We start from the raw sequence: 24,642 nt of genomic DNA on the forward strand, positions 1-24,642 counted from the left end.
GAATTCCGACTCATGAATTCGTCCTATCGTTCAAGTGGGCCGACTCGCCGGCCCGATAGTTACGGACAGCATTCGAAGCGGCCGCGAATCGCCGCGGCCCTGCAATCGTCTGGATTTCCTTCAATCCGGACCGAATCCCGAAAAGGCGATACGCACGTCTCTCGTTTTGTCGCTACAGAGGGAGAGGTCCTTCATCCCTCGGTCTCGAGACAGGATGCCTGACGGATGCCGGCAAGAAAGGACAAGGAGGGCAAGCCTCGCCCGGGCTGGAGAACCGGCCTCGGACGTTGCGGCATTGCCGTCCTCCTCGTGGCGGCGGCCGTCCAGGGCATCACGCCGGAGACCGACAGCTTGGCCTCTTCCCGGCTCCTTCGCATGACGGCGAGCGTGGTGAGCGGAACGGAAGACGCCCGAATCCTGTCGGCCCCCTGGATCGGCTTCGGCAACCACGAGGAGGCCGAGGACGCCGACTTGCCTCTCACTCCCCGCGAGGACGAAGAGACGGACGAGCCCGATGAAGTCTGCCTCGCCGTCTTCGGGACCAAGGCCCAGGATCCCAGGACCGCTTTCCTCGATCCGGGCCATCTCTCCCCCGCACTCCCCACTCCCCATCCCGCCGGTCTCGGCACCCTCACCGGACGTCTCCTCGCGATGCTCGATAGCCCCCGCGCCTGGGGCTCCGGGGACGATGGCTCTCCTCGATTGACCTGCTGAGACCTTCCCCGCCGCGTGGATTCCCGGATCCATCCCGCCGCCGTGAAATGACCGGCAGCCATGGCCGGGTCGTCGAAGGGATGAGCAGGATTTCGACATTCGACTTTCCAAATGACTGGAGCTGGTCATGATACTTGGATACTTCGGCCCGGAGACGGTGATGCCCGTGACCTCGATCATCGCCACGGTCGCGGCCATGGTCGCCATGTTCGGCAGGGGGCTGTTCCGATTGGTCCTCGGCGGGATCCTGCTGCGGATGTCGCGGAAGCGGATGAGGAAGGCCGCGGGCCAGGCGGGGATCGGGATCGGGACGGTCGCCCGCCCGCACTTCTCTCTCGGTGAAGCTCACGTTCGGTCGCACGGGGCCACGGGCGTGACGGTCGGCGGCGAGGCCGCGGAGACGGCCGACGACCGGATCGCCTGACGAGATCCCCCGACGGTCCAGGAGGACAACCCGTTGAAGAAGGTCATCGTGATCGGCCTGGACGGCCTGGAACCCACGATCGTGGACGCGATGCTCGCACGCGGCGAGCTCCCGAACCTCGCCAGGCTGAGAGAGCAGGGCGGGTACTCGCGCGTCGGCACGACCACGCCGGCCCAGACGCCGGTGGCGTGGTCGTCGTTCGCCACGGGGCTCAACCCGGGCGGGCACGGGATCTTCGACTTCATCAAGCGAGACCCGAGGACCTACCTGCCCGACCTCGCCCTCAACCGATACGAGTCGCGGGGCGCCTTCCTGCCTCCGAAGGCGGTGAACCTCCGCGGCGGCACGCCGGTCTGGGAGATCCTGGGCGAGGCCGGCGTCGGCTCGTCGATCCTTCGCTGTCCCGTGACGTATCCGCCGGATCCGGTCCGCGGCCGGATGCTCGCCGGCATGGGCGTGCCCGATCTCCGCGGCGGGCTCGGCACCACGACCTTCTACACCTTCGACGCCGCCGCGACGCCCCGCGAGAGCGAGAACGTCGTCCACCTCAAGTCGTCCGCCGACGGCACGATCGAGACACACCTCATCGGCCCCCGCAACCCGAAGGATCGCTCCGACCTTCGCTTCCCGTTCACGATACGGCCCGAGCCCGCCGCGCGTCGGGTCGTGATCCGCTCCGCCGGCTCGCCGGCCGAGGTCGCGATCCGCGAGGGCGAGTGGAGTGACTGGCTGCACGTGAAGTTCAAGCTGGGCCTGCTCCAGTCGATCCGGGGCATGGTCCGCCTCCACCTGGTCCGCGTCGAGCCCTCGGTGGAGCTGTATGCGTCGCCCGTGAATTTCGACCCCGAGGCGCCGCTGTTCCCGATCAGCCATCCGCCGGCCTATGCCGGGGATCTCGCCGCGACGATCGGCACCTACCACACGACCGGGATGGTCGAGGATCATACGGGCCTCGTCAACGAGCGGCTCACCGAGGAGGCCTTCCTCGACCAGTGCGATCTCGCCTGGCGCGAGCGCGAGGCGATGATGCTCCTGGAGCTGGAGCGGTTCGATCAGGGCCTCTTTTATTGCCTGTACGACACGACCGACCGCGTCCAGCACCTCTTCTGGCGGTACGGCGAGCCCGACCATCCGGCCAACCGCGGCAAGGCCCCCGATCCACGATTCTCGAGCGTCATCGCGGACGTCTACCGCCGCAGCGACGCCATCGTCGGCAAGGCCCTGGACCATGCGGACGATCGGACGCTCCTGGTCGTCCTCTCGGATCACGGCTTCGGCAGCTTCCGGCGCGGGGTGAACGTCAACACGATCCTCCACGACATGGGCCTGATGGCCCTCCGCGACGGCGCGAGGCCCGGCCCCGACTGCCGCGACTTCTTCCACGACGTCGACTGGTCGGGGACGAAGGCGTATGCCCTGGGCCTGGGCGGGATCTACCTCAACTTGCAGGGCCGAGAGGGCCAGGGTCAGGTGGCCCCCGGCGAGGCCGATTCCGTCCGCTCGGCCATCGTCGACCGCCTCCGCGGACTCGTCGATCCCGTCCTTGGCGCGACGGCGATCAACCAGGTCCGCACCCGAGAGCAGGCGTATTCGGGGGCCTTCCTGGGCGAAGCCCCCGACCTGCTCGTCGACTTCGCCCCCGGCTATCGCACCTCGTGGGGGACGTCGCTCGGCGGCCTTCCCGAGGGCCATTTCGAGGACAACATCAAGAAATGGAGCGGCGATCACATCATCGACCCGCTCCTCGTCCCGGGCGTCCTGTTCATGAACCAGCCCTTCCGTGCTGACGCCCCCGACCTCCTGGACCTCGCCCCGACGATCCTCGCCGCCCTCGGCGTGCCGAAGGGCGCGGCGATGGAGGGGAAGTCGTTGCTGGCGTGAACGGTGGGTGGACGATCCCGGGGCGACTTCTGTATTCTCATTTCCGAATGAGATGCTGATCGGGTCTTCGAGAAGTATTACCCCGGCAAGGAAGTTGATCAAGCTCACGGATATCGAACGGCCTTCTGAATCCCCCCACGCTCGGGGAGGCGAAATCCGGCTCTCCCCCTTACGAAGGGGGAGTTGGAGGGGGTGCTTTGTGCCGGCCAGGGCGATCGAATTCACCCCCCTGAATCCCCCCTTCGTAAGGGGGGAAGTAAATGCGGGCCGGCTTCCCTGTCGGCGGTAAGAACCCTATTACGGTGAGCTTCTTCCTTGCCGAGGTAATAAGGATCCGAAAAACGTTGCCTCCACGGAGCCTGGGCCGTGTTCACTCGAAGGCTCATGCTGGGGATGCTCGCGCTTGGCTTCACCGGTCGGGATGACGGACCTCTTGACCTCGAGGAATCGAGGGCCATCTCCGCCCTCCGGAAGTTGAGTCGATGGTCCGTCCGATGCGAGCCGCCGCGCGATGGCCATGCAGTCCAGGTCGATCTCCGCGAAGAGGGGATCAAGGACGCGGATCTCAATCACTGGATTCCCCCGCTAAGATCGCTTCGCAAGCTCGAGCTTGCCATGAACGACATCACTGACGCTGGCCTCGCCTCACTTGAGGGACTGAAATCCCTCCGTGAGCTGGACCTCGGTGCCACCGAGATCAAGGGAAACGGTTTGATTCACCTGAGGGGGCTGGGCGAGCTTCGTTCACTGGGGTTGGCGTCAACGAGCATCAAGGAGGGAGGCCTCGGTCACGTCCGCCGGCTGGTGCAAGTGAGGAGGCTCGGTCTCGGTGCTAACCACTTGACGGACGAGGACCTTAAGCCCCTTGCCGGGATGCCCCTGGAGGAGCTCTCTCTGTCCGCCAACCCGATCACCGATCAGGGAATGACGACGCTCCTTCTTCTCCCGACCCTGCGAGTCGTGAGGCTCTGCGGCTGTCAGCAACTCACCGAGAACGGCTTCGGGACCCTTCGAGGGCTCAAAGGTCTGCGCTGCCTCGATGTCAGCGGATCCCCGATCGGTTTCCCCGAGCTCCGCGGCATCACGGAAATCACCTCGCTAGAGGAGATCGACCTGTCGCACACCGAGGTCGGCGACCAGGCGCTCGTCCTGCTGAAGAAGTTGTCGCGGCTGAGGGCCCTGGATCTGACGGGCTGCGATCTCACGGACGAGGGGCTCGACCACTTGAAGGGACTGGTCAGTCTTCGAACCCTCGACCTGTCCTCCACGCCGATCACGGAGAAGGGACTTCCCGAACTCGGGGCTCTGACAAACCTCCATGAACTTCGGATCAGTGGTACGAAGGTCGGCGAGGCCTGCGTGGCGAAGCTCCGAGCGAGGCTCCCTTCGGTCCACATCTCGACGAGCGAAGAGGCCTCTCCTAACGAGTGAGTCTCGGGCGCTGTCATCGCCGGTCGCCGGCACCTACACTGGCGTCGTTCTTCCATGTTCGGTGAAGTTCCCTCGAAGAAAGGTCGCGGGCGGCGCCGCCTGTGGTAGAACAGTTCCTGCGCCGGGAGAGCGCACGATCCCATCCGGAGAATCCGCCCATGAGCCGAGCCCGCACGCCTCTGATCGTCTTCCTCGCCGCCGCCGTCCTCGCCTTCCCGCCGGGGGCGAGGGCATGGAATCCGAAGGGGCACCGGGTCGTCTCGACGATCGCGTACAGGCAGCTCGACGACCGTACCAGGCAGAAGATCGCCGCGATCCTGAAGCAGCATCCCGCCTCTCAGAGGCTCTGGTTCGACCGGGCCACCAACGGCAAGGACGAGGTCCTCAACCTGTTCTGGAACGCCGCGACCTTCCCGGACGATGCCCGCGAGGCGCCCTGGAAGGACTACCACGTCGGCAAGGCCCATTACGTGAATTACCGGCTCCTGGCCGACCAGGGGAACAAGGTCGAGCCGCCGCTCAAGGATGAGAACATCCTGGACTCGTACGAACAGCACCTCAAGCATGTCCGCGACCCCAAGGTGAGCGACCAGGATAAGGCCATCGACCTCTCCTGGATCATCCACCAGGCGGGCGACATCCACATGCCGCTCCACGCGGTCGCGCGGTTCTCGAAGGCTCTCCCCAAGGGAGATCGCGGCGGCAACGAGGTCAAGATCCCCAACCCCCGGTCCACCAACGATCGCTTCAACAACCTCCACGGCTACTGGGACGACCTGCTCGGCAGCGACGAGGACGCGAACCTCGCGGTCCAGGTCGCCGACGAGCTGATCGCCGAGCATCCCACCTCCGAGTTCGCCGACGCCCTCAAGAAGACGACCATCCGCGACTGGGCGGAGGAGAGCGTGCAGCACTGCCTGTCGACCGTCTATGACGGCCTCGACCCCGAGACCCCGATCGTCGCCGCCGCGCCCGACGGCTACGATGCCGCCGCCGTGGCGCTCGCCCGCAAGCAGATGGCCCTGGCCGGCTATCGACTGGCGGGGGAGTTGAAGCGGCTCTTCGCGGAGCCCTGAGCCTCGAGGGCGGGCGGCGGAGGTTGACGACTTCCCCATGTTGGGACGATGATCGCGGGATGATTCCGGGCCGTGGCGCCCGGCGTGCGATCCGTCTCCGCAGGGGCCGTTGCCGTGACGAGTCAAGGTTATGTCGACCACCTGGCCTTCCCGGAGCTGACCGATTCCGAGATGGAATCGCTGGCGAAGATGGCGAAGGTCTGCACGTTCCGCGACGGCGAGCCGGTCTTCGAGGCCGGCCGGCGCGGGGTGCCGCTCTATGTCGTCGACTCGGGGCACATCGAGATCGTCGACGAGTCCACGCCGGTGTCGAAGTCGGTCGTGATCCACGGCCCGCGATCGTTCACCGGCGACGTCTCCCTGCTGACCGATCGTCCGGCAATCATCTCGGCCTACGCCCGCGGCGAGACCCGGGCCTACTGCGTGAGCCAGCAGGACCTCCGGAAGGTCATCCAGCAGATCCCCGAGCTCAGCGACAAGCTGCTCGAGGCCTTCCAGATGAGGCGCTACCTCCTCGAGCGCTCGGGCTTCGTCGGCACCCGCGTGATCGGTCGCGTGGACGACCCCGACCTGACGCAGATCCGCGAGTTCTTCGACAAGAACAAGATCCCGCACACCTGGATCGACGCCGACACGTCCGACGGCCAGTCCGCCATGAAGGACCTGGAGATCGACGACACGCACCTCCCCTTCGTGGCATGCAACCGCGGGACCCGGTCGCCGAGGCCGACCGTGACGCGGCTGGCGGAGTGCCTGGGCCTGAAGCGTCCGATCCGGACCGAGCCCTTCGACCTGGTGATCGTGGGCGCGGGGCCGGCGGGGCTCGCCGCGGCCGTCTACGGGGCTTCGGAGGGGCTCTCCACGCTCCTGCTGGACCGGTTCGGGCCGGGGGGACAGGCGAGCACCAGCTCGCGGATCGAGAATTACATGGGCTTCCCCGCCGGGCTGACGGGCGCCGATCTCGCGAACCGCGGCTACCTCCAGGCCCTCAAGTTCGGGGCCGAGCTCGTCGCGCCGGTCGAGGTGCGGTCGATGTCGTGCGAGGATAAGATCCACAAGCTGGTCCTGGACGATGGACAGGTGGTGAGCGGCCGGTCGGTCCTGATCGCGACCGGGGCAAGCTATCAGCGGTTGCCGATCGATGGCTGCGAGCGATGGGACGGCGCCGGCGTCTACTACTCGTGCACCTCGGTCCATGCCCGCTCCTGCAAGGAGGGCCGCGCCGTCGTCGTCGGCGGGGGAAACTCGGCCGGGCAGGCCGCGATGTTCCTGGCCGAGCACACGGCCGGCGTCTCGCTCCTCCTGAGGGGCGGCGACCTCCGCAAGAGCATGTCGGACTACCTGGCCCGGCGGATCGAGAGCCATCCCAAGATCGAGGTCCTCCGTCACGTCGAGATCGCCGCCATCGACGGCCAATCCCGCCTGAATGGGGTGACCGTGAGCGGCTCGAAGGACGGCAGCCGCCGGACCGTCGAGTGCAACGGCGTGTTCGTCTTCATCGGCGCCCGGCCGAGGACCGAATGGCTGCCCCGGGACGTCGCCGTCGATTCCAAGGGCTTCATCCTCACCGGGGCCGACGCCGCGAAGTCCGACCGCTGGCCGCTCTCGCACCGCGAGCCGTGCATCGTGGAGACGACCTGCCCCGGGGTCTTCGCCGCGGGCGACGTGCGGAGCAACACCACCAAGCGGGTCGCCTTCGCCGTCGGCGACGGGGCCCTGGCGGTCACCTGCGCGCATCGCGTCCTGGCGGAGCTCTGATCGATCCCGGCCCGCGGATCCGCGATTTCACGAGTTCTGTCGTTGACGGTCGCGGGAGGCGGCTGACACAATACCCGGCATTGTCCGCGAGGGGCTCGCGGCGGCAATTCGCGCGTGTCGACCGTCCTGCAGTCATCGAGCTTCGAGGAGATCCCTTGCATGAGTGACCTCGGACAGACTCCCTGCGGCGGTTCGAACCGCCGGCATTTCCTGAGGGCGGCGGCGGCCGGCGGCGCCGCGACCATCGGCATCCAGGGGCTGGCGTCGGCCCAGGAGCCGGTCGCGGCCGGCAAGGCCGTGCCCACCGCCACCCTCGGTCGGACCGGCGAGAAGGTGACGATCCTCGGCATGGGGACGAGCTGGACCCTGTCGCCGAGCTTCGTCCAGGCCGCGATCGCCTCCGGCGTCCGCTACATCGATACCTCGGAGACGTATGAGAATGCGCGGGTCGAGAAGATCCTCGGCGAGGTCCTCGACCGCACGAAGCTCCGCAAGGATGTCTACCTGGTCACCAAGAACGCCTCGTTCCGCCGGACCATGGGCACCGGCGCGGCGAAGATGTTCCAGGACCACCTGGACGCCAGCCTGGAACGACTCAAGACCGATCACGTCGACTGCTATTACCTCCACGGGATCGCGGGCAATCAGGTCGAGCTCCTCGCCGATCCGGGCGTGAAGGCCGCGTTCGAGTCCCTGAAGAAGCAGGGCAAGACGCGGTTCTTCGGCCTGAGCTGCCACGACGCCCGCCTGCCGGAGATCATCGAGGCGGCGGTGGACTGCGGCTGGATCGACCAGATCATGTTCAAGTACAACTTCCGCGACGTCGGCGGGGTGGACCGCCACGACGACCTTCAGCGGGCCATCGACAAGGCCGCCAAGGCGAACCTCGGCCTGATCGCCATGAAGACCCAGGGGGGCGCGATCAACTTCCCCGACAAGATGGCCGACCTCCAGGCGAAGGGCTTCAAGAAGGAAGTCGCGGCCGTGAAATCGGTCTGGCTCGACGGCCGGATCCAGGTCGCCGTGAGCGAGATGACCACCCGCAGCGACCTCCGCGAGAATGTCGCCGCCAGCCAGGACAAGGCGCTCACGGCCCGCGATCAGAGGCTCCTCGAGGAATACCGCCGGCGGACGGCCCATCTCTATTGCCACGGCTGCGGCCACCTCTGCGAGACCACCGCGAAGGGCGTCCCCGTCGCCACGGTCCTGCGCTACCTGCGCTACTACGAGGTCTACGGCAAGCGGCAGGAGGCCCGGGCCCTCTACCAGGCGCTCCCGCCCCAGGCCCGCGACCTCGCCGCCGCCGACCTCGCCGCCGCCGAGGACGCCTGCCCCCACGGGCTGCCCGTCGCGGAACTCGTCCAGCGAGCCGACGCCCGGATGGGCGACCGGGTTCTCGGGCGGGCTTCCGGCGTCTGAGGCCGTCTCACCGTTTCCACGAGCCGTGCACACGGCCCTCCTCTCCAGGAACCCGGGCGATGAATGCACATTCAAGGCAACTCCGATTGATCCTTCCCGTACTCTCCCTGATCGCGACGGCATCGTTCGCCGGCCCCCGGACTTCGCTCGCCCAGGGCAAGCCCGCGGCGGTCGGCACCGTCGAGCGGCTCGACCCTCGGTTCGACGCGCTCGTCCCCCCCGGCGCCGTCGTCGAGCGGATCGGCGAGGGCTACGACTGGTCCGAGGGCCCCGTCTGGGATCGCCGCAACGCTTGCCTCTACTTCTCGGACGTCCCGCAGAACAAGATCTACAAATGGCAGGAGGGGAAGGGAGTCAGCGTCTACCTGGAGCCGAGCGGCTACACCGGCGCGACCCCGCGGGGCGGGGAGCCGGGATCGAACGGGCTCCTCATCGATGAGCAGGGCCGGCTGCTCCTCTGCCAGCACGGTGATCGCAAGGTCGCCCGGCTGGAGCCGAATAAGTCCTTCAAGACGATCGCCGGCGGCTACATGAACAAGCGGTTCAACAGCCCCAACGACCTGGTGCTGAAGTCCAACGGCGACATCTATTTCACGGATCCTCCCTACGGCCTGATCGGCCTCAACAACTCGCCGAACAAGGAGATCCCGTTCAACGGCGTCTATCGGATCTCCGCCAACGACGGCTCCGTCACCCTGCTGACGAAGGAGCTGACGTTCCCCAACGGCCTGGCCTTCTCGCCCGACGAGAAGTCCCTCTACGTCGCCAACTCGGACCCGAAGAAGGCGATCTGGATGGCCTTCCCCGTGAAGGACGACGGCACCCTCGGCGAGGGGCGGGTCTTCGCCGACGTGACATCCTCGGTCGCTTCCAAGAAGGGCCTCCCGGACGGCATGAAGGTGGACGAGAAGGGGAACCTGTTCGCGACCGGCCCCGGCGGGGTCCTCGTCTTCGCCCCGGACGGCGCCCACCTGGGGACGTTCGCGACCGGCGAGGCCACCGGCAACTGCTGCTTCGGCGAGGACGGCGACACGCTCTTCATCACCGCGGACATGTACCTCGGCCGGGTCAAGCTCCTGACGAAGGGCAAGGTCCGCTGAGGCAGAGTTCCTGAGGTCAAGGCCGCGCGAGGGCGTCCCAGAGGCAACCTCGCGCGGCCTCAATCTGGAGCGACGCCGCGAGCGCCCCATGACGACCGCCGGCCAGGGCGTCGGCCAGCAGGGCGGACCCCTGCGCCGCGTGCTTCACCCAGGCGTCCGGCAGTGACGGCAGGCGCTCGGTCCGGCCGAGGCCATCGAGCGACTCGTGGACCAGGGCCTCGATTCCCGGGCGATCCAGCCCCGCGCCGGAGAGATAGATCCGCTCGAAGGTCGTGACCGCGCGGAGGCCGGCCACGGCCTTGCGGAGCGACTCGCGGAAGGCGGCCGGCCCCTCCGGGCCGAGGTCGTCGAGGCCGCCGCGGAAGAGGTCCCGCTTCGAGAGCGGGCTCCGCCAGCAGGCGAGCTCCCCGTCCCACGCCCCTCCGGACTTCAGGCCGATCGGCCCGCGGGTCCCGGCGGAGGCGTCGACGAGGCGGCCCTCGCGGACGACCAGGACCGCCGTGAACGCCGAGCCGACCTCGACCAGGGCGAAGCTTGATCGGGCGTATCCGCCATGCTCGCGCGCGTCGTGCTCGAGGGCCAGGGCCGCGACGGCGACCTTGTCCGCGGTCCCCAGGTCGACCGCGTTCACCTTGCGGTGCGCGGGGATCGTGGGGAGATGCCATCCGCCGGGCAGGAAGACCACCGGCAGGCCGCTCGCGGCGAAGGCGCGAAGGGACGCGCGGAAGCCGACGACCCCGTGGTCCTCGCCGCGCTCGTCCGGCCGCACCAGCGACATCTGGTCGATGGCGTCCTCATCGAGCCGATGACCGCGAACCAGGGGGAGCCCGTACCCCGACGGCCCGGCGACGAGGTCGATTGGGGCCCAGCTCCGGATGGCCTCGATCGGCACCCCGGGGTTTGCCCTCAGCTCCGCCGGCTCGAACCGGACCTGCTCGCGGACCAGCCCGTCCTCCAGCAGGATCAGGTCCAGGCTCGATGTCCCCGGGTCGGTCCCGACGACTCGGATCATGGGGTTTCCCTCCCGGGCTCGCCGGCTGATCATCGCGTGTCGGCCTGTTATCATGTGCGGCGAGGCCGTCTCGTCCTCGCCGGGCCCATTGTATCGGGGTGGAAGATGTCCGCGAACCGCACCCGCCGCGTCCTGAGCCCTTGCCGGAGCATCGCCTGCGCGATCCTCGTCCACGTCGCCTCCGGGTCGTCCCTCGCCGCCCAGGAGCCGTCGGGCGGGGAACGGATCCGAGCCACTCCGGAGATGCTCCGCCCGCCGGCGACCCGTCCGGCCGACGGCTTCCGGGCGGAGGGCGTGGAGGCGATCTTCTACGACGGCTTGTCCTGGAAGGGGAAGCCCACCCGGGTCTTCGCCTGGATGGGCATGCCGAAGTATGCGCCCGGCGAGAAGGTCCCCGGCATCGTCCTGGTCCACGGAGGAGGCGGGACGGCCTTCGACGTCTGGGTGCGACTCTGGACCGGACGCGGCTATGCGGCCATCGCCATGGACACCTGCGGGACCGTCCCGCGCGGGACTTACGGTCACTGGGAACGCCACGAGGCCGGAGGCCCGCCGGGGAATCGATTCGAGGACTCCGAGGCACCGCCGGCGGACCAGTGGCCCTATCATGCGGTCGCGGACGTGGTCCTGGCTCACAGCCTGCTCCGTTCGCGGCCCGAGGTGGATCCGGATCGGATCGGGGTCACCGGCATCTCCTGGGGCGGCTATCTCACGTGCATCGCATCCGGGGTCGATGATCGCTTCCGGTTTGCCGTCCCGGTCTATGGCTGCGGATTCCTCGGCGACGACTCGGTGTGGAGGGACGAGATCGCCAAGCTGGGCCCCCGAGGCCGGCGCTGGCTGGACCTCTGGGATCCGTCGCAATACCTCGCCGCGGGCGGGATGCCGAAGCTCTGGGTCACCGGGACGAACGACTTCGCCTATCCCATGGATTCGCTCCAGAAGTCCTACCGCAAGGCCGGTGGGCGCTCGACGCTGGCCATCCGCCTGCGGATGCCGCACGGCCATGGCGGCGCGGGCGAGAACCCGGCGGAGATCCACGCCTTCGCGGACGCGATCCTCCGCGGCGGCCGGCCGCTCGTCGAGATCACGGTCCAATCGAGGCATGAGAATGTGTTGCGCGTGCAGTTCCGGGGCGAGGCGAAGGTCGTGAAGGCCGAGCTGCTCTACACGAAGGACGACGGGCCCTGGACGGCTCGTCGCTGGGAAACGGCCGAGGCAAAGATCGAGCCCGCCGCACACGCCGCCGTCGCGAACCTGCCCGCGGGGACGACGGCGTGCTTCCTGAACCTTGAGGATGAGCGCGGCCTGATCGTGAGCTCGGAGCACGTCGGGGCCACGACCAGGTAGGCGACCGGCTCCGGTCAGTCGAGCGCTCGCCCCAGCTCCAGGACTTCCTCGGCGTCGAGGATCTGATGATCGGCGGAGAAAAGCTGACGGACGGCCTTCTTGTGGATCTTCATCTTGGTGCCGCCGACGCCGAGCGCCCCCCAGGCGAGGACGCCGGAACGGTCCTTGCCCTTGTCTCCCGGCTCCACGCCCTCGATGCCGAGCGGCGGGACGGCGTTGAGGTCGATCAGGGCCTTGAGCCGACTCTGCGATTGCCAGAGCGAGGCGGGCAGCACCGGGACGGCGGGCGGGCCGGAGTTGATGACGACGGCCGCGGATTCGAGCTGCTCCGCGAGCGCCTCGGGGCGGCCCATCTCGAACGGGACGTAGGTCGTGCCCGTGGTCTGGTTGAGCTGTTCCGCCAGGGCCGTCGCCCGGCCGAGGTCGCGGGAGCCGACGGCGACCTCGGCCCCGAGCCGGCCGAGCAGCCGGCCGATCCGGTGGCCGACGGGACCCGTGGCCGCCAGGGTCACCACGCGGGCCCCCCGGAGCGAGCCGCCGCACGACTCGAGGGCCGCGAGCACGGCGGCGGCGGCGGTCGTGTTGGAGCCGTTCGCGTCGAACAGGACGGACACCTTGAAGGGGCCGAAGAAGGTCTTCTTGACGACCTCGAGGACCGCCTCGGCGGCGGAGACCTTCGAGCCGCCGATGAACAGGGCGGTCCGCGACAGGTCGGCGGGACCTCTCGTGAAGAGGGCGCCGTAGACCAGGTCGCGGACGTTCTCCGGGGTCACGCCCCCGTGCCGGAACAGGTGCTCGACCCCGGAATCCACCGCGACCACGGCGTCGAAGACGCTGGGCTGGGGGTCCGTGTCGAGCTGGACCAGGATGCTGGGCTTGGCGGGCGTGCTCATGGCCGGGGGGTCGCTCACTTGGCGAAGGGGTGCTCGACCTTGTCCTTCTGGGCGGTGATCTCGCCGACGGTCGGCGAGCCCTTCATGGCGCGCTCGATCGAGAGCTTGGTGGCCTCGTAGTTGTACTTGAGGATCTTGGCGTTGTCCTCGGCCGCGGGGTGGATGAAGACGCCGCAGACGATGACGAGGTCCTCGGCCTGGTCGCTGGGGATGGTGCCGTCGGCGACGCTGTCCGCGACGGCCTTGGCGACGCCGTACTGGGCCGGGCCGAACATCTGGACCGCCTGCTTCATCCCCTTGATGGTCACCTTGGTGATCATCACGGTGGCCGGCTTGCAGACGAGGTTGGGCGTCAGCACGGCGAGGAGGTTGGTGTGCCCGGCGGACTGGTTGGAGAGGGCATTGGCGAAGGCCGCGCCGACGGGGCCGTCCTTCTTGCCGATCAGGAGGTCGATGTGGGCGATCTCGTTCCCCTCGCCGACAAGTCCCTCGCCGATGTTCATGACGATCTCGCTGGCCATCGTTGGATTCTCCCTGGCAATCGGTGTGTCGAGTTGGCGGTCCCGAGGCTCGGGCGAGGAGCCCGCGTCGCCCCGGCTCATGACCGAGCATGATAGACGCCAGACGGTTGCGGGGCAACCCTGGCGGCGGGCCGACTCCCCGCGGAATCCGGGAATTCGATTGTCCTGGGCGGCCGGGATTGTTCCAATGACGATGTGGCAAGGTCGCCGCGACCCGATTCGCGACGCGTCCCGACCGCTCAATCCCCCGTGTCCCTCCCCCGAATCCCCTATGGAGACCGACCGATGCGGAAGCTTTTGACCCTGGTGGCCGTGGGCGTGATCTTCTCCGGCATGGGCCTCCTCCACGCCGCGGAAGATGCCAAGAAGATCACCATCGAAGGCGACGGCCTGTGCGCCAAGTGCGGCGGCGTCGACAAGGAAGCGAAGAAGTGCCAGAACGTCGTGATCGTGACCAAGGACGGCAAGAAGACCACCTACTACCTGACCGGCAAGCTCTCCGACGAGGCCCACAAGAGCGCCGGCTTCTGCGGCGCCTCCAAGGATGAGCCCGTCAAGGTCAAGGTCACCGGGACCTGCGAGAAGAAGGACGACAAGCTCGTCGTGACCGTGACCGACAAGATCAAGAAGGTCGACTGAGCGAGCCTCTCGACCCTGATCGACCCGAGCCGGAGCGGGCCCCGGTCCACGCTGATGCGAGGGCCGGGGCCGTCTTCATGAACGGACCGCACGACCTGCTGATCGTGGGGGCCTGCACGCGGGCCGCGGCGGCCTCCGCCGTGCGAGCCGGCGTCGTCCCGCGGTGCGTGGACCACTTCGCCGATCGGGATCTGGCCGCCCTTGGCGCCGTCGAGCGTGTCGAGCCGGCGGACGAGACCGACGGGCTGAGGGACCGCGCCCTGAGCCTCCCGAGCTCGGCGTGGATCTACACCGGGCCGCTCGAGAACCACCCGGATGTCGTGGGGACAATCTCCTCATATCATTCTCTCCTGGGGAATCCGCCGGACGTCCTCCGAGCCGTCCGCGACCCGCTCCGCCTGGCGACGGTCCTGGGCCTCCACGGCCTGCCCCGCGCCGAGGTGGCCGGGGACGTGCTCGGCGTGCCGACGGACGGCTCCTGGCTGATCAAGCCGCGGGCCTCCGGGGGAGGCATCGGTTCTCGCCGGCTCTTCGATCGATCGCATTTCAACCCCTCGACCTGCTACGCCCAGCGGTTCATCGCGGGCCCCAGCTTTTCCGCCCTCTTCCTGGCCGGCGCCCGGCCCGTCGAGCTCATCGGGGTATCGCGCCAGCTCATCGGCGAGCCCGGCTTGCCCTTCATCTATCGCGGCAGCATCGGGCCCTGCGAGTTGCCGCCGACCGTGATGGAGACGCTGCGGACCACCGGCCGGGTCCTCGCGGAGGCGTTCGGCCTGATCGGCCTCTTCGGCGTGGACTTCGTCCTTCACGACGGCGAGCCGGTGCCGATCGAGGTCAACCCCCGCTACACCGCCTCGGTGGAGGTCCTCGAATTCGCCACGGGCCGCTCGCTGCTGGCGGAGCACCTGAGGGCCTGCGGCGGCGGGGCCCCCGATCGTCGTGCCATGGCCGCCGCCGCGCCGGTCGTCGGCAAGCTGATCCTTTATGCGAGAGAGGCCCTGATCGCGCCGGACATCCCCCTGCCGCGGTCGGCCCTGGTCGATCGTTTCGCCCTGCCGCGGATCGCCGACGTACCATGGCCGGGGACGCCGATCGCGGCGGGAGAGCCCATCCTCACCGTGTTCGCGCGGGGCGAGAGCCTGCCGGGGTGCGAGCGTCGTCTTCGCAGGGCCGAGGAGCAACTTTGGAGGCGGATTTTCTGGAGCAGGTCCAGGCCGAGCTCGTCACAACCTATGTGATTGAACCTTGATGACTGTCGACGGGGATCGGCAGGATGCCCGTCTCCTTGACGGCCACTCCGCTGGCGGACGCGGCCATCATCTGGGCGGCGAGGGCGACGATGCGGCGGGCGGCGTCGGAGCTGGAGACGCCCCGGCCGTGGATGTTGGAGATCAGGTTGCGGCGCGAGTCGTCGTGGTCGCTTCGGGGGCGGAACGCCATGTAGGCCGACAGGCTCTCCGCCGTCGCCAGCCCGGGGCGCTCGCCGATGAGGAGGACGACGACGGCCGGGTCGAGGATCTCGCCGACGTCGTTGAGGATGCCGACCCGGGCGTGATGGACGAGGAACGGCCGGCCCCATCGCCAGCCGCGCGCCTCTGATTCCTGATGCAGCAACGGGAGCAGGTGCGGCACCTGGGCGCGGACGGCGGTCGCGGAGAGGCCGTCGCCGATGACGACCTGGAGGTCGGCCGACGCGGGGCAGCCCCGGCGGATCGCCTCGCGGGACGCGTCGTCGAGCCGTCGCCCCAGGTCGGGGCGGACCAGGAATTCCTGGCGGGACGAGGCCCGGCTCCGGGCCTCGAACAGGCCCCAGCGGGCCGCGAAGCCCTCCCCCAGGTCGCGGGCGAGGTCGATCCCGGCGAGGACCGCATCGCGGGCCGCGGCGTGGTCGGCGCGGAGCTCCAGGTGGGTCGAGGTCCGGTACGACCCGCCGGCTCGCCCGGCGAGGATCCGCGCCGGGGTCAGGGCGCGGATGCGATCCAGGTCCGGCCCCTCGGCCGGGCCGGGGTCTCGTTGGCGGATCGGCGCATTGTCGCTCATGACGGCCCCCCCGGGCGGATCCCCGCGGCGAGCCGATCCAGGTTGGGCGGGCCCGGGAACCGCGACCGCTCGCCGCCGTGCCAGGCCAGGGCCAGCAGGGCCGCGGCGCCCCCCACGACCCAGGCCGCGCGGCCGTTGGGCGGGTGCATCCCGATGGCGATCAGGACCAGGCAGCCGAGAATGCTGATGTAAGCAATTGGTCGATACCAGCGGCCGAGGTTCCAGGGGCCCATCTCGGTCCAGGTCCGGCCGTGGGCCCTGGCGCCCAGATAGGTCGGGACGACGTACGAGAGATAGAGGAAGATCGTGCAGACCGCCGTGATCGTCGAGTAGACCGGCGTGTAGAGCGTGAAGAGGACCGAGGCCGCGGCGACGAACCAGATGGCGGCCGACGGCGATCGCCGGGACGGGCTGACCCGTCGGAGCAGGGCGGAGAAGGGGAGTCCGCCGTCGCGGGCGAACGCGTAGGCCATCCGCGAGGCCGAGGTGACCGTCGCCAGCCCGCAGAGATACTGCGCCAGGACGATCCCGGCGACGAGCCCGCGCGACAGTCCGTCCGGGAGCGTCCGGTTGAGGATCCAGAGGAAGGCCCCTTCGCCCTGCCCGGCCGCCTCGGGGAGGCTTGGGGCCGCCAGCAGGACGGCCGCCAGGAAGATCCAGCCGGCGATGCCGGAGACCAGCACCGAACGGACGATCCCCCGCGGCACGGCGGTCGCCGCGTGGAGGGTCTCCTCGGAGGCGTGGGCCGAGGCGTCGAAGCCCGTGATCGTGTAGGCGGGGAGGAGCAGGCCGAGGGTGAAGAGCAGCCAGACCTGATCGGTCGCCGGCCACGTGCCGCCGCCGGCCTCGCCGCCGAAGTTGGCGAACGCCACCAGCCGCGACGGTTCGAAGGTCGGGGCGAAGGCGAGCAGGCAGGCCGTCAGGACCGCCGAGATCGCGAGGATCCAGTAGCCGCTGAAGTCGGTCAGCTTCGCCGTCGCGCCGATCCCCAGGTGATTCACGGCGGCCTGCGACCCCGTGATCAGGACCAGGGCCGCGGCCTGGAGCAGGTACTCGCCCCACGGCGAGAACGTCCCCGGGGCCGGCCCGAGGGCCCCGTACGCGAACCGGTAGGTGCCGACGTTGATGGCCGCGAGGACCGTGACGAGCCCCGCGAGGTTGAGCCAGGCCGTGGCCCATCCCCAGCCCCGGCCGCCGAGGATCGAGGCCCAGTGGTAGAGTCCCCCCGCGGTCGGGAACGTCGAGGCGAGCTGGCCCATCCCGGCCGCGACCACCAGCGCGAAGGCCGAGATCAGCGGCCATCCCAGGCCGATCGACGCCCCCCCCGCGGCGCAGAGGCCCAGGTGGAACGAGGTCACCCCGCCGGCCAGGATGCAGATGATCGAGAGCGAGATGGCGAAGTTCGAGAAGGCGCCCAGCCGCCGGGCCAGCTCCTGGGCGTAGCCCATCGCATGCAGCCGGCTGGCGTCCTCCGGGGCGGTCCGGGCCGATTCGTCCTCGACCTCCTCGCCCTCGACGAATGCGTGTGGGTTCATCCGCGGGACCTCCCGGCGGGGTCGACGGCGGAGCTCACGCACCCGAGGATCGCCCGCCGGGCCGGCGGGGAGTCGACCAGGGCGAGCCCCCGCGTCAGGCCCACCTCCTCCAGCCAGGCCGCGAACTCGGGCGTCGGGCCCAGGCCGAAGAGCCGACGCATGGCCAGCGCATCGTGATAACTTGTGGATTGATAGTTCAGCATCACATCATCGGAACAGGGGACGCCCATGAAGTAATTGCAGCCGGCCGCGGAGAGGAGGGTGAGGAGGTTGTCAGCGGAATTCTGATCGGCCTCGGCGTGATTGGTGTAGCAGACGTCCACGCCCATGGGCAAGCCCAGGAGCTTGCCCATGAAGTGGTCCTCCAGCCCCGCCCGGATGATCTGCCGCTCGTCGAAGAGGTACTCGGGGCCGATGAACCCGACCACGCTGTTGACCAGGAACGGGTCGAAGGCCCGCGCCACGCCGTACGCGCGGGCCTCGAGCGTGAGCTGATCGACGCCGTGATGCGCACCCGCCGAGAGCGCCGAGCCCTGGCCGGTCTCGAAGTACATGGCCTGGTCTCCGGCCCACGAGACGTCGCGGCCGCGGTGATGCTCGAGGACGCGGTCGCGGCCCTCGCGGAGCATGGCCAGGTCGATGCCGAAGCTGCGATTGGCGGCCTCGGTCCCGGCCACCGACTGGAAGAGCAGGTCCACGGGCGCTCCCCGCTCCATCGTCTGGAGCTGGGTGGTGATGTGGGCGAGGCAGCAGGCCTGGGTCGGGATCCTCAGCTCGCGGATCAGGCGGTCGAGCGCGTGCAGGATGGCCGCGACCGTCTCCGCGGAGTCGGCCGCCGGATTGACGCCGATCACGGCGTCGCCGCAGCCGAGGATGAGCCCGTCGGCCGCCGCCAGGAGGATGCCCCCGATGTCGTCGGTCGGATGATTGGGCTGGACGCGGACGCCTAGCACCCCGCGTTCGCCCAGAGTGTTCCGACAGCGGGTGACCACCCGGATCTTGCCGGCCCCGACGATCAGGTCCTTGTTGCTCATCAGCTTCGCGACCGCCGCGGCCATCTCCGGCGTCAGGCCCCGCCCGATCGCGGCCAGGGCCTCTCCGTCGCAATCGTCGCCGAGGATCAGGTCGCGGAGCTCGCCCACGCAGAGCCCGGCGATCGGCCCGAAGGCCCCGGCGTCGTGAGACTCCAGGATGAGTCGGGAGACCTCGTCCTCGTCCGGATCAATCAGGGGATGGTCGAGGATCTCCCGGAGCGAAAGTCCCGCGAGCACGACCTTGGCCGCGACTCGCTCGCGTTCGCTGGCCGCGGCGATGCCGGCGAGCAGGTCCCCCGACTTCACCTCATTGGCGCGGGCGAACACCTCACGCAGCCCCGGGAAGTTGAATCGCTCGCCGCGGAGCGTGGTGGACAGGTTCACGGCGTGGTCCCTCGGGGCGTGAACACGGAGCGATCGCCTTCGACACCCGAGCCCGACCCTACCGCGAAGGCGGGCCTTTCTGGTCCCCTCCCCCACGTTGGGGGGAGGGGACCGGAATTGGCAGGTCGAGCCTGGCTGCAAGGCTCCGGCCTCATGGTTCCGTCCGCCCTTCGCGCAACCCCTGCCAGACGACGCCGACGGCGTCGCGGAAGCCGGAGCCATTCTCCTGCACCTCGCAGGAACGGGCCGGCAGGGGGTAGCAGCGGCGTTGCCAGTCGAGGGCGATCCGGCGGGCCTCGTCCTCGGAGCGGGCGAGGACGCCCCAGGCGATGGTGTAGCCCGTCCAGCCCTGCTCGTCCGCCAGGCAGCCGGGCGACCCGGGCCAGTCCGCGTCGAGCGGCTGATCGATGACGCATTCGTAGAAGTTCACGTCATTGACCGGCTCGCCTTGCTTGCGGATCTCGTCGAAGTACTCGTTGGTGGCCAGCCCCGAGGCGAGGAGGATCTCGTCGAGCCGGGCACGGGATGGGTCGTCCGCCGGCAGGGACTTCGCGGCGGTCCGGAGGAGCTCCAGGATCTGGACCTTGCCCCGGGGCGTGAGGTAGTCGACGCCGGAGAGGGGCCGATCGAGGATCGCCTCGAGCCGAGCTCGGAAGTCGTCGAGGTCGCCCTTCTGTGCGGCGGCCGCGGCGGCGAGCGGCTCCCAGGCGAAGGGACGCTCCGGGCTGCGGCGGCCCTCCTCGGCCGCGGCCTCCAGGGCCTCGTCGGGGCGATCCAGCTTCACGAAGGCGAAGGCCCGGTAATAGCTCGCCCACGGCTCGCCGGGGTCGTGGGCCTCATAATGATCGATGTAGGTGAGCACCGACTCCCATTGACCGAGGGCCGCGGCCAGGGTGGCCGCCTGCCAGGAGATCGTCGGGTCCTCGGAGCCCTCGCGGAGGCAGAGGTCCAGCACGGCGACGGCGTCGCGAGGCCGGTCGGACTGCTGGTAGATCCGCGCCAGGTTGAGCGCGAAGAAGCTGCTGGTGCGATCGAGCCGGAAGCCGCGGGCGAGGCAGCGCTCCGCCTCGCTCTGGTTCTCCGCGTCGAGGTAGAAGACCCCGGCCCGGGCGAAGCAGCCCGGATCCTCCGGGGCCAGGTCCATCGCCCGGCGATGACGGCGCTCGAGGTCCTCGGCGGCGATCAGCCCCTCGAGCGGGGAATCGGGGAACGAGAGCAGCTTGCCGCCGAGCTCGGCGACGCGGCTCTGGACCCGGGGATCCTCGGGGAATCGGTCGGCGATCCGGATCGCCCAGGACCAGGTGGCCGCGGGGTCCGAGTCCTCGCTCAACAGGCAATCGACCACGAAGAGGAGTGCCACCGCGTCGTCGGAGAGCGTGATCGTTGCGGGGTCGACCGCACGGGCCTCGGCGACGAGCGGCGGCCATTGATCCGACCGATCCTCGGCGCCCAACTGGCTGGCCCGCGTCATGATCTCCTGGGCCTTCGTCTGGAGCGGCGACAGCGTGGGTCCCTGGGAGTCGGCATCGGTGCCGTGCTCGACCTCCGCCGTCGGCTCGGCCGGGGCCGGTCGGCCCGCCGAGGCCGGATCGACGAGGAGGGCCATCGGGATCGGCGTCCGGGATTCGTCCACGAGGAGGGCGAGCCGCCTGAGCGTCAACCAGTCGCGGGCCTCGCGGGCCCGCTCCTCGAGCGGGCGTGCCAGCCGCCCGATCGCATCGCCGGCCCGCCCCCCGGTCCGAAGTGCGGCGATCAGATGGAGGCGGTTCTCGAACCATTCGGAGAGGAAGTTCCGCTGGTCGAGCAGGCGATCGTACTTCTCGAGGATCGCGGCCGCTTCGTCTGGCCGATTGTTCACCAGGTGGCGGAGCGCCTCAACCTGGGCTCGCACGTGTTCGAGCTCCGGGAACTCGCCGGGCGGGGGGAGCTCGTCGGGCTCGTCCGCCTCCGCCCCAGTCGCGGGGGCAGGCCCGAGGAGTGCGGCGGGATCCTCGTCGCGGCCCATGAGGAGCAGGATCGTCTCGAGCTGGAGCCGGGTCTTCCAGCGCGCGATCCGGGGGCTGTGGTAGGTCCCGGCGAGCTTCCAGGCGCGGAGGACGTCTTCGAGGGCCGTCTCCAACCGGCCCTGGAGGAGATGGAGCCGCGACTGGTCTCGCGCGCCGACCCAGCGTCGATCGTGGCGGCCGACCACCTGGTGCGACTCGCCGAGCCGCGCGAAGTGGAGGGCCAGGTCCAGGTCGTCGGCCGACCGGTAGACCTCGGTGGCATACTCGCGGAAGCAGGTGATGCACTCGAGCTTGCCGGTCCGGCGGCAGACCTCGATCCCCTCGTTGATGCAGGCGTGGAGCCCTTCGGAATTGAGGCCCTTCTGGTAGCCGGTGGCGTACGCGAGGTTGTCGTACGCGCAGGCGGTCATCCAGGCCCGGGTCGCGGCGTATTCGGCCTCGGGGAGGTCGGGCTGGATGGTCCGGGCGTGCTCCTCATCCTCGAGCGCGGCGATCAGCTCGAGCGCGACGGCGGCCTGGGTCTCGGGCTCGAGCCGGCTGCTCGCGTGGTTCATCAGCTCGAAGCTGCCGTGGAGGTAGTCCACGATCCGCTGCTCGGCGCGGGCGAGCCGCCGGAGCTCGCCGGCGACGGCCGCGTTGGAGCGGTAGAGCCCGCGCTGGCTGAGCTCGTATGCACGCTGCCGAAGCTCCTGGAACCGCTCGTCGAGGTCGTCGCTGGTCGCGTCGTCGGTCATGGTCCTGGCTCGCGAGGGACGGATGTCGGTCGGGTCGGGAGGGGGGGGCTCGCCGGGCTGGTCTCAGGGGGTCTTCCCCTTGAGGCAATCGGCGATCCAGCTCAGGTCCTCGGCCTGCTCTCGCTGCGCCGCCCTGGGCAGCGCGGCGCCCGCGGTGGTGAGGGCGTTGTGGACCAGCAGGCGGAGGACGCTGGCCAGCGGCATGGTCGTCTTCTGGTCGAGGGCACGAGAGACCAGGTCGTGGCCCCGATTGAGGATCACCTCGTTGCGCGGCTTGTCCTCGCCGCCGTACTGGGACTCGATCAGGCGACGGAAGCCCGGCGGCACCGTGCCCTGCTTGCCCAGGTCGTCGAAGGCCCGCGCCAGGTCGTGCTTCTCGTTGAGGAACGCCATGGCGGGCTGCTCGGAGCGGAAGGTCGCCACCATGATCTTCGCCCCCGACGACTCCAGGAAGAGCTGCCAGCGGACCGGGGCCGCCTCGAGATCCTGGAGGCCCAGGACCTGCGCGCCGAAGCCCGGCGTCCCGGGGCTGGCGATCCGGAGGTCGGTCGCCGTCCCGGACTCGTTGGCGTCGGCCGCCATCATGACCAGGAGGGATTCCTCGAAGCCGCGCAGGGTGTGGACGCACGGGGAATCCTGCCCCTGGAAGAGCTCGTTGACCCATCGCTCCTGGCGACGGTCGGTGTTGTACCAGATGACCCGGTCCGCGTCGGCCTCGACGAGCCCGTCGGCCCGGCTCCGGTGGAGGATCTGCTCGAAGGTCATCGGCCCGATCGAAGTCGTGTACTGATAGGCCCGTGCCATCAGCCCGCGAAGCCGCGGGTGCCCGAGCGCCGATCCGGCCCACGAGTAGCGATGCCAGGCGATGAGGGACTGGAGCCGCTGCGGGTCCGACCGGATGAGCGACTCGAAGTGGCCGAGGAGGATCTCCTCGATGGTCGTGCGGGCCCGCTGGAAGCTCGCGTCGCGGGCGAGGTCCTCCCGGCTGGCCGTCGGCGAGCAGTCCGCCAGCTCGAGGACCCCGCGGACGAAGCTCGCCCATTCGGGCAGGAGGCCGGCGGTCCTCCGCGAGATCACCATCCGGCGGATCGTGGTCGTCAGCACCGGCTCGCCGGCGAACCCGGGCGTGCGCCGGGGCGTGACGTACAGGGCCCCGGCGATGGATGTCGGCTGCTCCACGCGGATCGGGATGACGTGGAGGGGGGACTCGTCGAAGTAGGTGAGGATCTCCTGCTCGATGGCCTCGACGTCCGGCGTCGGCGCGAACCAGGAGGCCTCGATGAGGTTGGTCCGGGGCCCGGCGCCATTGAGGTGGATCGGGACCGGGAGGAAATCCGCGTACTCCTTCACGGCCGCCTCGATCTGCGAGGCGTCGTCGACGAGCGCCGCGTATTGGGGCTTCAGGTGGAGCGTGACCGTGGTCCCGGGCTCGGTCCTGGGTGACGACGAGATCTCGATGTCCGGGCCGTCGCCGGCACTCCAGCGGACGGCCTCCGCCGCGCCCTGGCGGCGGCTCTCCACCACCAGGCGATCCGCGAGCATGAACGCGCTGAAGAGCCCGATGCCGAACTGACCGATGAGATCCTCGTCCGGGTCGCGGACCGGGTCCGGACTCCCCGCGCGACGGCGGAGCATCCCCGTGATCCCGATCCCGAGGGTGCCGAGGTATTTCTCCGCCTCCTCCGGCGTCAGGCCCACGCCGTCATCCGAGATCGAGATCGTCCCGGCCGCGGGATCGGCGACGACGTCGATCCGCCCCTTGTAGCCGAGGTCGCCCCGCCGCCGCCGGACCACGGCGTCGTGGGCATTCTGAAGGAGCTCCCGGAGCGCCGCCTCGGCCCGGCTATAGAGCGAGGTCCCCATGATCTGGATCACGCCCGCGACGTCGACCTTGAACGGGATCCGGCGAGACCATTCGGACATGAACGGGACGTCCTCGATCGAGGGGGCGCGGCCTGAGGGAATCGCCGACGGTCGCCGGGAGCGGCCGTCGCAACGAGTATCTTAGCGGCTCGGTGGCGGGTTTGGAAACGGGAGCGGTCGGGGTCCAATCCGCGGCGTGCTCGACCGTTGTTCCTCCCCGGCGAGCCCTACTCGCGCCGCGGCAGCCTGCGATAATCCGGCCCGCGGCCGATCGGGGTCTCCAGGTTGAGGGCCAGCAGGTCGATGAACGTCCGGATTTCCTTCCCTCCGGCGGTCAGCCCTTGGGTTCGCTCGCTTCGCTCGTGCCCCTGTCCGCTGGCCTCAACCCATTCCCGCATCTCCCTGGGCGTCTGGGGGATGGGCATCTCCTTGGGCGCGGGAGCCGGCTCCGGCCGCTTCGGATTCCGCACGTCCTCCGGCAGCGGCTCGTGGTCGTCCTCCGCGATCACGATCGGGGCCGGCTCCCAGCGGTCGGCCTCGACGGGGGGAGTCGCTTCGTGCTCGGGCTCGTTGCTGATCTCACAAGCCCTCCCCGAATCCCCACCTGGCAACGAGGGGAACAAATCCGGGCTCCCCCCGTCTGGTCCCCTCCCCCCTTCGTGGGGGAGGGTTAGGGAGAGGGGGTGATCGCTGATGACATGTGAGCGATCATTAATATGATCGGGCTCACCGGAATCTTCGGCCGTTCCCCCGCTCGACGGCTCGCTCCATCCGCCCCCTCTCCCTAACCCTCCCCCACGTGGGGGGGAGGGCATCAGAGGGCTCGCT

The 24,642-nt window shown here is 69.4% G+C and carries 20 protein-coding genes; 11 read left to right on the plus strand and 9 right to left on the minus strand.

The window, feature by feature from the left end:
- Nucleotides 1-225: 225 nt before the first annotated feature.
- The 8 genes from G6O54_RS28665 (at nt 226) to G6O54_RS28700 (ending at nt 9,803) form a co-directional block, all read left to right on the plus strand.
- Nucleotides 226-714, plus strand: coding sequence for a hypothetical protein (locus G6O54_RS28665; RefSeq protein ID WP_165231285.1), 489 nt, complete (start codon nt 226-228; stop codon nt 712-714).
- 127 nt (nt 715-841) lie between these two features.
- Nucleotides 842-1,138: a hypothetical protein gene (locus G6O54_RS28670; RefSeq protein ID WP_165231287.1), complete on the plus strand. Its 297-nt coding sequence runs from the start codon at nt 842-844 to the stop codon at nt 1,136-1,138.
- A 33-nt stretch (nt 1,139-1,171) separates the two neighbouring features.
- Nucleotides 1,172-3,019, plus strand: coding sequence for an alkaline phosphatase family protein (locus G6O54_RS28675; RefSeq protein WP_165231290.1), 1,848 nt, complete (start codon nt 1,172-1,174; stop codon nt 3,017-3,019).
- Nucleotides 3,020-3,385: 366 nt separating this feature from the next.
- Nucleotides 3,386-4,450: a leucine-rich repeat domain-containing protein gene (locus G6O54_RS28680; protein ID WP_165231293.1), complete on the plus strand. Its 1,065-nt coding sequence runs from the start codon at nt 3,386-3,388 to the stop codon at nt 4,448-4,450.
- A 158-nt stretch (nt 4,451-4,608) separates the two neighbouring features.
- Entirely contained in the window at nt 4,609-5,526 is a 918-nt protein-coding gene (locus G6O54_RS28685; protein ID WP_165231296.1) for a S1/P1 nuclease, read from the plus strand.
- Nucleotides 5,527-5,640: 114 nt separating this feature from the next.
- Entirely contained in the window at nt 5,641-7,284 is a 1,644-nt protein-coding gene (locus G6O54_RS28690) for an FAD-dependent oxidoreductase (protein ID WP_205679070.1), read from the plus strand.
- Between the two features lie 159 nt (nt 7,285-7,443).
- Nucleotides 7,444-8,703: an aldo/keto reductase gene (locus tag G6O54_RS28695; RefSeq protein WP_165231299.1), complete on the plus strand. Its 1,260-nt coding sequence runs from the start codon at nt 7,444-7,446 to the stop codon at nt 8,701-8,703.
- Between the two features lie 59 nt (nt 8,704-8,762).
- Entirely contained in the window at nt 8,763-9,803 is a 1,041-nt protein-coding gene (locus G6O54_RS28700) for an SMP-30/gluconolactonase/LRE family protein (RefSeq protein ID WP_165231302.1), read from the plus strand.
- Nucleotides 9,804-9,819: 16 nt separating this feature from the next.
- Here the strand turns inward: G6O54_RS28700 and G6O54_RS28705 are convergent, their stop codons facing one another.
- A complete protein-coding gene (locus tag G6O54_RS28705; RefSeq protein ID WP_165231305.1) occupies nt 9,820-10,815 on the minus strand; it encodes a DUF1464 family protein in 996 nt (331 codons plus the stop codon).
- A gap of 105 nt (nt 10,816-10,920) precedes the next feature.
- Between G6O54_RS28705 and G6O54_RS28710 the strand changes: the two genes are divergently transcribed.
- On the plus strand, nt 10,921-12,165 hold the full coding sequence (locus G6O54_RS28710; protein ID WP_165231308.1) for an alpha/beta hydrolase family protein: 1,245 nt from the start codon (nt 10,921-10,923) through the stop codon (nt 12,163-12,165).
- 14 nt (nt 12,166-12,179) lie between these two features.
- Here the strand turns inward: G6O54_RS28710 and G6O54_RS28715 are convergent, their stop codons facing one another.
- Nucleotides 12,180-13,058, minus strand: coding sequence for an NAD(P)-dependent methylenetetrahydromethanopterin dehydrogenase (locus G6O54_RS28715; protein ID WP_165231311.1), 879 nt, complete (start codon nt 13,056-13,058; stop codon nt 12,180-12,182).
- 14 nt (nt 13,059-13,072) lie between these two features.
- Complete coding sequence (fae, locus tag G6O54_RS28720) at nt 13,073-13,567, minus strand: formaldehyde-activating enzyme (RefSeq protein WP_165231344.1); 495 nt, start codon at nt 13,565-13,567, stop codon at nt 13,073-13,075.
- Nucleotides 13,568-13,864: 297 nt separating this feature from the next.
- Here fae and G6O54_RS28725 point away from each other — a divergent pair, with 297 nt between their 5' ends.
- Together G6O54_RS28725 and G6O54_RS28730 are read left to right on the plus strand one after the other, a co-directional pair.
- Complete coding sequence (locus G6O54_RS28725; RefSeq protein WP_165231314.1) at nt 13,865-14,218, plus strand: DUF6370 family protein; 354 nt, start codon at nt 13,865-13,867, stop codon at nt 14,216-14,218.
- 77 nt (nt 14,219-14,295) lie between these two features.
- On the plus strand, nt 14,296-15,456 hold the full coding sequence (locus G6O54_RS28730) for an ATP-grasp domain-containing protein (RefSeq protein WP_165231317.1): 1,161 nt from the start codon (nt 14,296-14,298) through the stop codon (nt 15,454-15,456).
- Here G6O54_RS28730 and eutC read toward each other — a convergent pair.
- The 6 genes from eutC to G6O54_RS28760 form a co-directional block, all read right to left on the minus strand.
- On the minus strand, nt 15,449-16,258 hold the full coding sequence (gene eutC, locus G6O54_RS28735; RefSeq protein ID WP_165231320.1) for an ethanolamine ammonia-lyase subunit EutC: 810 nt from the start codon (nt 16,256-16,258) through the stop codon (nt 15,449-15,451). The genes G6O54_RS28730 and eutC overlap by 8 nt on opposite strands.
- Nucleotides 16,255-17,793 (minus strand): amino acid permease, encoded by a 1,539-nt coding sequence (locus G6O54_RS28740; RefSeq protein WP_165231323.1) that lies wholly within the window; start codon nt 17,791-17,793, stop codon nt 16,255-16,257. The genes eutC and G6O54_RS28740 overlap by 4 nt, the downstream gene beginning before the upstream one ends.
- Nucleotides 17,790-19,211, minus strand: a complete 1,422-nt coding sequence (locus G6O54_RS28745; RefSeq protein WP_165231326.1) for an ethanolamine ammonia-lyase subunit EutB — start codon at nt 19,209-19,211, stop codon at nt 17,790-17,792. The genes G6O54_RS28740 and G6O54_RS28745 overlap by 4 nt, the downstream gene beginning before the upstream one ends.
- Nucleotides 19,212-19,362: 151 nt before the next feature.
- Nucleotides 19,363-21,951, minus strand: a complete 2,589-nt coding sequence (locus G6O54_RS28750; protein ID WP_165231329.1) for a tetratricopeptide repeat protein — start codon at nt 21,949-21,951, stop codon at nt 19,363-19,365.
- A gap of 63 nt (nt 21,952-22,014) precedes the next feature.
- Nucleotides 22,015-23,874 carry an ATP-binding protein gene (locus G6O54_RS28755; protein WP_165231332.1) on the minus strand — a complete coding sequence of 620 codons (1,860 nt, stop codon included), beginning with the start codon at nt 23,872-23,874 and terminating at the stop codon, nt 22,015-22,017.
- A 167-nt stretch (nt 23,875-24,041) separates the two neighbouring features.
- The gene (locus G6O54_RS28760) at nt 24,042-24,437 is read right to left on the minus strand and encodes a hypothetical protein (protein WP_165231335.1); all 396 of its coding nucleotides are present in this window, start codon (nt 24,435-24,437) and stop codon (nt 24,042-24,044) included.
- Between the last annotated feature and the right edge of the window lie 205 nt (nt 24,438-24,642).

The sequence above is a fragment of the Aquisphaera insulae genome (genome assembly GCF_011064615.1).
Taxonomy (GTDB): domain Bacteria; phylum Planctomycetota; class Planctomycetia; order Isosphaerales; family Isosphaeraceae; genus Aquisphaera; species Aquisphaera insulae.